Genomic DNA, 7,995 nt, shown 5'->3' on the forward strand with positions numbered 1-7,995 from the left:
CCCGCGGCGGCGGGCGGCGGCGGTGACGGCGGTCAACGGTCCTCCCCGGTGCCGGCGCGGGCGATCCGCGGGTCGAGCCGGCCGACCAGCAGCTCCGAGCCGAGCTGGACGAGGACGGCGACGGCCACCGCGAGCATGATCAGGGTCTGGGCGACCGGGTAGTCCCGCTGGTTGATGGCGTCCAGCAGCAGCTGCCCGAGGCCGTGGCGGGCGAAGAGCTGTTCGGCGACGACCGCGCCGCCGAGCAGCTCGCCCAGGTGCAGCCCGAACTCCACGCAGAACGGGGCCAGGCTGTTGGGCAGCACGTGGCGTGCCAGGACCCGCCGGGGCGAGGCCCCCTTGGCGACGGCGGTCAGCACGAACTCCTCCTGGCGGGTGCGGCGCAGCTCGGTCGCGAGCAGCCGGGCCAGCACCGCCGCGCCCGGCAGCGCGAGCGCGACGGCGGGCAGGGCGAGGTACTGGACGGCGAGGTCCGGGGCGGCGAACAGGTCCCGCTCGCCGCCGGCGGGCAGCAGGCGCAGCAGCACCGCGAAGACGAGGACGAACAGCACGGCGGTGACGTACACCGGCAGCGCGAGCAGGGCGGTGGCCAGCGGGTCGAGCACCCGGGCGAGCCGGCCGCGGCGCTCGGAGGCCAGGGCGACGCCCAGCAGCAGGCCGAGGATCAGCATCAGCAGGCCTGCGGCGAGAGCGAGTTGGACGGTGCTGCCGACGCTCTGGCCGATCAGGCGGGTGACCGGCTCCCGGTAGTGGAAGGAGCTGCCGGGGTCGCCGGTGAGCAGTCCGCGCAGCCAGCCCAGGTACTGGACGGGCATCGGCCGGTCCACGCCGAGGCTGTCGGCGAGCCGGTCGCGCTGCTCCTGGTCGGCCTCGGCGCCGAGCGCGGCGGACACCGGGTCGCCGGGGGCGAGGCGGAGCAGCAGGAAGACGGCGACGGAGGCGAGCCAGAGCGTGGCCAGCGCGCCGGACGCCTTTCTGGTCCAGTAGGGCACGGGGGTACTCCGGGGGTCGGAACGGTGGGGCGCCGCCCCGGGGCGGTGGGGGGCGTCCCGGGGCGGCCCGTCAGGCGGTGCGGCGGGTGTCGTCGAGCCGCAGGTAGCCGAGCGCGCTGGTGGCCACGCCGCGCACCGAGGAGGCGAGGGCGTACGTCTCCCAGGCGTGCGCGAGGGTGATGTGGAAGGACTCGGTGAGCAGGTACTCGGACAGTTCGTGGTTGACGTCGGCCCGGGCCCCCTCGTCGGCGGCGGCGAACGCGCGGGTCTGGAGCTCGGCGTAGGCGGGGTCGGTGACGTGGGAGGTGTTCCGGCCGACCTGGAGCGGGCCGGAGACGGTGATCCCGCTCAGCGGGGAGACGCTGACCATGCCGTGGTTGGCGATGAACAGCCCTTCCAGCGTGCCCTGTTGGATCTTCGGCTGGAGCGCGGCGTTGTCCAGCAGCTGGACGTCGACGCCGAACCCGGCCTGCTCCAGGTCGTACTTGACCAGTTCCACGAGGGAGGCGAAGACCGGCGAGTTGGCGGCGGTGAGCGGCACCCGGGCACCCTCGGCCCCGGCCTCCCTGAGCAGTCCGCGGGCCTTCTCCGGGTCGTGCGGGTAGCGGGTGACCTGGTCGGGGGTGACGCCGGGGGTGTGGGAGGGCCAGGGCAGGCTGCTCGCCTCGGCGTGGCCGCCGTACACCTGGGCGACGACGCGGTCGCGGTCCACCGCGTACTGGAGGGCCTGGCGCACCCGGCGGTCGTCGAAGGGCCGGCTGGTGACGTTCACGCCGAGGAACGCCTGCTGGTAGGAGGACTTGGCGGACTGGACGGTGAAGGCCGGGTTGCCGCCGAGCACCTTGAGGTCGCGGCCGGGCACCGCGCCGATCAGGTGGGACTGTCCGGACTGGAGGGCGGACAGCGCGGCCTGGCTGCCGGTCACCGAGCGGACGGTGATCCGTTCGAAGTGGGGCCGGCCGCTCTGCCAGTAGCGGTCGTTGCGGGCCAGGTCGAGCTGGTTGCCGCCCTTGAAGGCCTGCCAGGTGAAGGGCCCGGTGCCGTTGACGGTGTCGGCGGCCCTGCCGTCGACGTAGCTGCGGGCGTCCACCACGGGGTTGAAGGCGAGCGCGTCGAACAGGTTGCTGGTGGGCCGGGCGAGGGTGAGGGTGACTTCGCCGGGGGCGCTCGCCCGGATGTCGGCGAGCCGTTCCAGCAGCGGCTTGACCTGGGAGGACTTGGCGGCGCCGGTGAGCGAGAAGACGACGTCGTCCGCGTCCAGCGGGCGGCCGTCGTGGAAGGTGACGTCCTCGCGCAGCTTGAGCACGAGCCGGGTGCGGTCGGCGCTCCACTCCCAGGAGGTGGCCAGCCAGGGCACCGGCTGGAGGGTCTGCGGGTCGAGGTCGACCAGCCGGTCCAGCACCAGGTTGACGAACACCGGGGTGTCCGGGCCGCGGTGGAGCAGCTGGGTGGGGTCGGGGGCGGCGCCGTAGACGATCCGGAGGTCCGGCGCGGAGGCGGCGGAGGGCGCCGCGCCCCCGCCGGCGGCGTCCTCGGTGGCGGAGCGGCAGCCCGCCGCCAGCAGGGCCGCTCCGGCGCTCAGGCCGAGGAAGCCTCTTCGGGGCAGGCCTCGGTGGCGGGCCGCGTCGCTCATGGTGGTGCTACCTCTTCGGTTCTCGGGGGGCGGTCGGCTGGTCCGGGGGCGGTTCCCGGCGCCTCGGGGTCAGTACCGGGTGACTCGGGGTCAGTACCGGGTGACGACGACGCTGTCGCTCCAGGCCACCACGTCGGGGCCGCCGGTGGGGTAGGGGATGTTCTTCGCCGGGTTCCAGTTGGCCCGGTAGATACCGGTCTTGAAGTACGGCGACTGGTTCTGGTGGTAGTTGTTGAGGCCGCTGTACGCGCCGACCTGCACGCCGTCGCGGTAGACCGTGACGGCGCCGGGGGTGGTGTCGGTGGACCAGGTGATGTCGAAGGCCCACTGGTTCCAGTGGCCGAACTGCACGTCGCCGAGCGGGACGACGGCCTCCTGGACGGTGCTGGGGTCGGTGAGCCAGTGGACCTTGAGCCGCCAGCTGCCGTCCTTGACGGTGAGGGCGATCGGCGGCTTGGTGTCGCTGCCGTCGGCGAGCGGGTAGCCGTGCCACTGGGCGAGGATCGTCTCGGTGGGGGTGCGCACCCAGTCGGCGGGCAGGTAGTCGGCGAGGGCGAAGCGGTAGCTGCCCCAGCCGAGGGAGTTGACGGCGACCTCGGAGCGGTAGGAGGCGCCGTCGTTCGGCACGGTGAAGCGGGCGGCCTGGCCGCTGCCGCCGGCGGGGGCGGGTGCCACGGTGATGCTGCCGTTGCCGTCGACGCGCTGGCGGGTCCAGGCGGAGAGGGTGCCGGACTCGAAGCCGTCGGTGAAGACGTCGGTGCCGGACACGACGGCGGGCACGGGGGCGGACACGACAGCGGGGGCGGCGGCGTGGGCGGCGGCGTGGGCGGGCGCGGCGGTCACGGCCAGGGCGGCGGTGAGCACGGCGGCGGCGAGGCGGCCGGGGAGGCGGGACATGGCGTTTCTCCTTCTGGGGTTCGGGACGGGGCGACCGGTGGTCTGGGCCGGCTGACCCGGGGTCGGGTCAGCCGGCCCGGCGACAGGAGTCGGCCGCTCCCACCCAGGTCGGGCTGGACCAGGCCCACTGGTCGTTCAGCTGTCGTACCCGCACGTGGTAGAAGTCCCCGTCGCCGTCCGGGCGTTCGTCGGTCAGTTCGAAGTCGGCGGCCGTCTCCTGCTCGGGCACGGCGCGGTCGAAGCGGTAGGCGCCGGAGACGAACCCGCCGGTGAAGCCGGTCCGCGCGCCCGCCAGCAGCTCGCCGACGGCGTGGGCGCTCTCGTCGCCGTTCACGACGGCGACCAGCCGGGTCCGCGCGTCACCCTCGACCCGCAGGGAGAAGCCCTGGGTGCTGTCGGTGGCGGTGTTGGGGTTGCCGTCGGTGACCGTCCGCAGCCGGACCTCGCCCGGCCCGGAGCGCTCCCAGGCGGACGGCCGGTAGGTGTCCGGCTCGGCCTCGGCCGGCGCGACCGTCTCCGGGCCGCGCAGCCGGGGCTGGACGTCCAGCAGCCGCCCGCCCTCGACCCGCAGCGTGACGTCCCAGTGCGCCGGCACGCCCCGCCGGCCCCAGCCGACGGCGAAGCCCAGGGTGCCGGTGAAGGTGTCCGTGGCCGCGGCCCGGGAGAGGAGCTCGGGGCGGCTGACCCGGTGCACCGGGACGCCGTTGCGCAGCAGTTCCACGTGGTCCAGGGCGTCCAGGCCCCGCACGGTGACCCGGATCCGGCGCCGGTCGGCGGAGGCGGTCTCCGCACCCATCGGGGCGCCGTTGACGGAGGTGGCGAGCAGGATGCGGTCCCCGGTGATCGCGTAGGTGCGGCGCTGCCGGACGGCGTTCCAGATGCCGTCGCGGGTCAGCTCCGGGGCCCAGACCGCGACCCGGCCGTGCCCGTGGCTACCGGGGAAGGCGCTGTGGTGGTCGGTGGAGCCGATCAGCCCGAAGCGGTGGCCCAGCCGCAGGCCGTGGACGGCCGTCGCGGCGGCGGCGCGGGGGCCCATGGTGTGCAGGTAGGTGCGCGGCGCCTCGTCGGACTCGGCGCAGCCGTGCATCGACACCATCTCCACCACCGGGGCGAACTCCTCGGTGTAGGAGGCCCAGTCGATGCCGCGGCGGGCCGGTCCGTAGCCGATGTGGTGCGGCAGGGCCCAGGTCCGCACGCCCTGCGCGGCGAGCTCCCGCAGCCGGGCCCGCAGTCCGTCCAGGTCGGCCGCCCGGATGATCTCGCCGCGCGGGCCGTCGAAGTACACGCAGTGGTCGCCGTACGCGAGGCTGTGCCATTCGAAGGACTGGAAGGTGACGAAGCGGCCGTCCTCGTGCGCGGCGGCGGTGACCTCCTGGACGTGGTCCCAGAGCCGGGCCAGCCGGGCGAAGCCCTCGGTGTGGTAGTCGACCAGGCCCGCCAGCTCGGGGGTGCGCTCCGGCAGGTCGGGCCACCAGCCGTGGCCGGTGACGCTGGCGAAGTCGAGCTGGAGCCGGGCGTTGGCGTAGGCGTCCTCGATGCTCCCGTGGCCATAGCTGATGCCGCAGTGGTTGTGGAGGTCGCCGACGTACAGGCCCAGGCCGGCGTAGCCGGGCGTGTCGGTGGTGGGGGCGGTCATCGGGGCGGGCTTCCTCGGGTCGGGTCGGCCGGGCCGATCCCTGTTTGATCGACTCTGAGAAGAAGTTAGCCGCGTTCTCCCGGGGACGGTCAAGGGATGTTCGGCCGGTGTCGCGCGATCGCCATCGGGCGAAACATCATCTTCACAGAAGATCCGCTGGTGGAGACAGTGCGGTGCTGGTCAGCGAGTCGACCAGCGACCGTCGAAGCCTGCCCGGACTTTTGACCGATCTGATAGAAACCTCTCAGCTCCCGGCTCCACCGCCGGCCGAGGCCCTGCCCCGAGCGCCTCCCCCAGCCCCGAAGGACGGTTCCGATGCCGCACCCCGCCCTGCCCGCCGCCCCCGACCTCCGCGCCTCCCACCTGGTCCGCGGCCCCGAGCACCCCGAACCCGGCTACTGGGCCGGCTGCCCCGGCGTCCGCTACGAACCGGACCGCGACCGCTTCCTGCTCACCTACCGCGAACGCCGCCCGCGCGGCGCGGCCGGCGGCCCCGACCGCGGCTGGCGCTGCGCCGTCGCCGGGAGCACCGACGGCATCGCCTTCGACGACCTGTGGTCCGTGCGGCGCGACGAACTGGACTCCCCCTCGATGGAGCGGTCCGCCCTGCTGCGCCGCGACGACGGCTACCTGCTCCACCTCAGCTACGTCGACCCGGTCGACAACCGCTGGCGCGTCGACGCCCTGAGCGCCGACGATCCCGCCTCCTTCGACCTCGCCGGCCGCACCCCCGTACTCACCGCCGCGACCACCGGCACCGAGGGCGTCAAGGACCCGTACCTGCTGCGGACCGACGCCGGCGTCCACCTGTTCACCACCGTCTCCCGCGCCCGGCCGTTCACCCCCGAGGAGCGCGCCCGCGCCCACGCCGACGCCGACATCCACACCACCGGCCTCACCGTCCAGCCCACCGCGCTGGCGCTCTCCCCCGACGGGCTGCGCTTCGACGCCCCGCGGGGCCGCGCCGCCGAGGCCCTGGACGTCGGCCCGGCGGGCGCCTGGGACGGCTACGAGTCCCGGATCACCACCGTCCTCCCCGACGGCCGGGGCGGCTGGCTCGCGCTCTACGACGGCTCGGCGGACGCCGCCGGCAACTACGAGGAGCGCTGCGGCCTGGCCGCCTCCGCCGACCTGCGCGAGTGGCGGCGCCTCACCCCGGACGGCCCCTGGCTGGACGTCCGCTACGCCGACCTGGTCCCCGCCCGCGGCCGCTGGTACCTCTACTACGAGCAGAGCCGCCCGGACGGCGCCCACGAGCTGCGGGTCGCCGTCCTGGACGAGTTCGCCGGCGTACGGCCCGACGGCAGCCCGGTGGCCTGAGGCCCCACCAGGCCCGGCCCCCGCCCGGCCGGCCCCCGCCCGGCCCCGGCCCGCTCAGGCGGCCGCGGCGGCGGCTTCGGCGAGGGAGTCCAGGACCGGCCGGACCAGCGGGTGGCCGTCGGCGCCGGCCCGGACGGCGGCGAAGACCCGGCGGGTGGCGAGCTCGCTGTCCACCGGGCGCACCGCGACCTCGCCGAGGTCGACGCCGCGCAGCGCCGAGCGCGGCACCAGCGCCACCCCCAGGCCCGCCGAGGCGAGCGCCACCACCGCCCGGAAGTCGTCGGAGGAGTGCAGCAGCCGGGGCTGGAACCCGGCGTGCTCGCAGGCCAGCAGCACCACGTCGTGGCAGGGGTTGCCCGGGTACGGCCCGATCCACGGCTCGTCGGCCAGCGCGGCGACGGCCAGCGGGCCGGACTCGGCGGCCAGCCGGTGGCCGAGCGGCAGCACCGCCTCGAAGGGCTCGGCGTACAGCGGCACCCGGGTCAGCCGGGCGTCGTCGGCGCGCGGGGCGCCCCGGTACTCGACGGCCACCGCGAGGTCGGCCCGGCCGTCCAGCACCATCGGCAGGCTGGCGTCGCCCTCGGCGTCCAGCACCTTGAGCCGCACCCCGGGCGCGCGTTCGGCGAGCAGGCCGACGGCGGGGGCGAGCACGGAGGCGATGGCGGTCGCGAAGGAGGCGACGGTGACCTCCCCGGAGACGCCCGCGCTGTACGCGGCGAGGTCGGCCTCGGCGCGTTCCAGCTGGGCGAGCACCACGTCGGCGTGGCCGAGCAGGATCTCCCCGGCGGCGGTCAGCCGCACGCCCCGGCCCTCCCGGGCGAGCAGGTGGTGGCCGGTCTCCTGTTCCAGGGCGGCCAGCTGCTGGGAGACCGCGGAGGGGGTCAGGTAGAGGGCGGCCGCCGCGGCGGTCACGGTGCGGTGGTCCGCCACGGCCCGCAGGGTCCGCAGCCGTCGTGCGTCGATCACGGACCAATTCTGCCAGCGCGGCGCGGCGGTCCGGCCCGGGCTGAGCGACCGGACCCCTCCGGAGCAGCGGTTTCGGCCGCGGGGGCCGCCGGAGGCACCGCCGGTGGCGCATTTCCGGACGAGATCGCTCCAGGTCGTTGACCGACCACCCGTGCGGCGCTTGGGTCGTACCGACCGGGCCACGGGGGGCCGAGGGCCCGGGACCGTCATCTGGGGAGGATGATCGATGACCACCGCACGCACCCGGCGCCGACTGGCCCGTACCGCCGCCGTCCTGGTGGCCGCCGCCGTGGCCGGGGCCGCGATGCCCACCGCCGAGGCCAGGCCGCCCAAGGGCGACACCGCCCGGGTCAGCGAGGGCGCCAAGGGCGAGGCGCTGGACGGGCCCTCGCTCGCGCTCGGCCTGAGCGGCGACGGCCGGTACGCGCTGTTCTCCTCGTCGGCGACCAACCTGCTGCCCGGCGGGGCCGGGGCCGTGGGGCCCGTGGGCGTGCGGCGGCAAAGGCATGTGGTGTCTCCAGTGGTGCGGACCGGACGGTGGTGTCCGGCGG

Annotated in this window: 6 protein-coding genes and 1 pseudogene; 2 read left to right on the plus strand and 5 right to left on the minus strand. The window is 75.4% G+C overall.

The genetic code is table 11. The features are described from left to right. Positions 1 to 32 precede the first annotated feature (32 nt). From AB0E96_RS35305 to AB0E96_RS35320, 4 genes are all read right to left on the minus strand, one after another. Positions 33 to 992, minus strand: a complete 960-nt coding sequence (locus AB0E96_RS35305; protein WP_359829942.1) for an ABC transporter permease — start codon at positions 990 to 992, stop codon at positions 33 to 35. Positions 993 to 1,062: 70 nt separating this feature from the next. Next, positions 1,063 to 2,625, minus strand: a complete 1,563-nt coding sequence (locus tag AB0E96_RS35310; protein ID WP_359829944.1) for an ABC transporter substrate-binding protein — start codon at positions 2,623 to 2,625, stop codon at positions 1,063 to 1,065. Between the two features lie 90 nt (positions 2,626 to 2,715). Continuing rightward, positions 2,716 to 3,522: a polysaccharide lyase gene (locus tag AB0E96_RS35315; RefSeq protein WP_359829946.1), complete on the minus strand. Its 807-nt coding sequence runs from the start codon at positions 3,520 to 3,522 to the stop codon at positions 2,716 to 2,718. 67 nt (positions 3,523 to 3,589) lie between these two features. Further along, positions 3,590 to 5,158, minus strand: a complete 1,569-nt coding sequence (locus tag AB0E96_RS35320) for a DUF3604 domain-containing protein (protein WP_359829948.1) — start codon at positions 5,156 to 5,158, stop codon at positions 3,590 to 3,592. A gap of 315 nt (positions 5,159 to 5,473) precedes the next feature. Between AB0E96_RS35320 and AB0E96_RS35325 the strand changes: the two genes are divergently transcribed. After that, positions 5,474 to 6,478 (plus strand): hypothetical protein, encoded by a 1,005-nt coding sequence (locus tag AB0E96_RS35325; RefSeq protein WP_359829950.1) that lies wholly within the window; start codon positions 5,474 to 5,476, stop codon positions 6,476 to 6,478. 54 nt (positions 6,479 to 6,532) lie between these two features. Here the strand turns inward: AB0E96_RS35325 and AB0E96_RS35330 are convergent, their stop codons facing one another. Beyond that, complete coding sequence (locus AB0E96_RS35330) at positions 6,533 to 7,444, minus strand: LysR family transcriptional regulator (RefSeq protein WP_359829952.1); 912 nt, start codon at positions 7,442 to 7,444, stop codon at positions 6,533 to 6,535. Between the two features lie 226 nt (positions 7,445 to 7,670). On the opposite strand from AB0E96_RS35330, the pseudogene AB0E96_RS35335 reads away from it, so the two are divergent. After that, positions 7,671 to 7,995 (plus strand): annotated as a pseudogene (locus tag AB0E96_RS35335) (hypothetical protein); the annotation flags it as partial.

This window comes from Kitasatospora sp. NPDC036755 (assembly GCF_040636595.1).
Lineage (GTDB): Bacteria > Actinomycetota > Actinomycetes > Streptomycetales > Streptomycetaceae > Kitasatospora.

Coding starts and splice junctions, on each gene's coding strand:
- AB0E96_RS35310 (WP_359829944.1), bottom strand. CDS start 2,625: ATGAGCGACGCGGCCCGCCACCGAGGCCTGCCCCGAAGAGGCTTCCTC.
- AB0E96_RS35315 (WP_359829946.1), bottom strand. CDS start 3,522: ATGTCCCGCCTCCCCGGCCGCCTCGCCGCCGCCGTGCTCACCGCCGCC.
- AB0E96_RS35320 (WP_359829948.1), bottom strand. CDS start 5,158: ATGACCGCCCCCACCACCGACACGCCCGGCTACGCCGGCCTGGGCCTG.
- AB0E96_RS35325 (WP_359829950.1), top strand. CDS start 5,474: ATGCCGCACCCCGCCCTGCCCGCCGCCCCCGACCTCCGCGCCTCCCAC.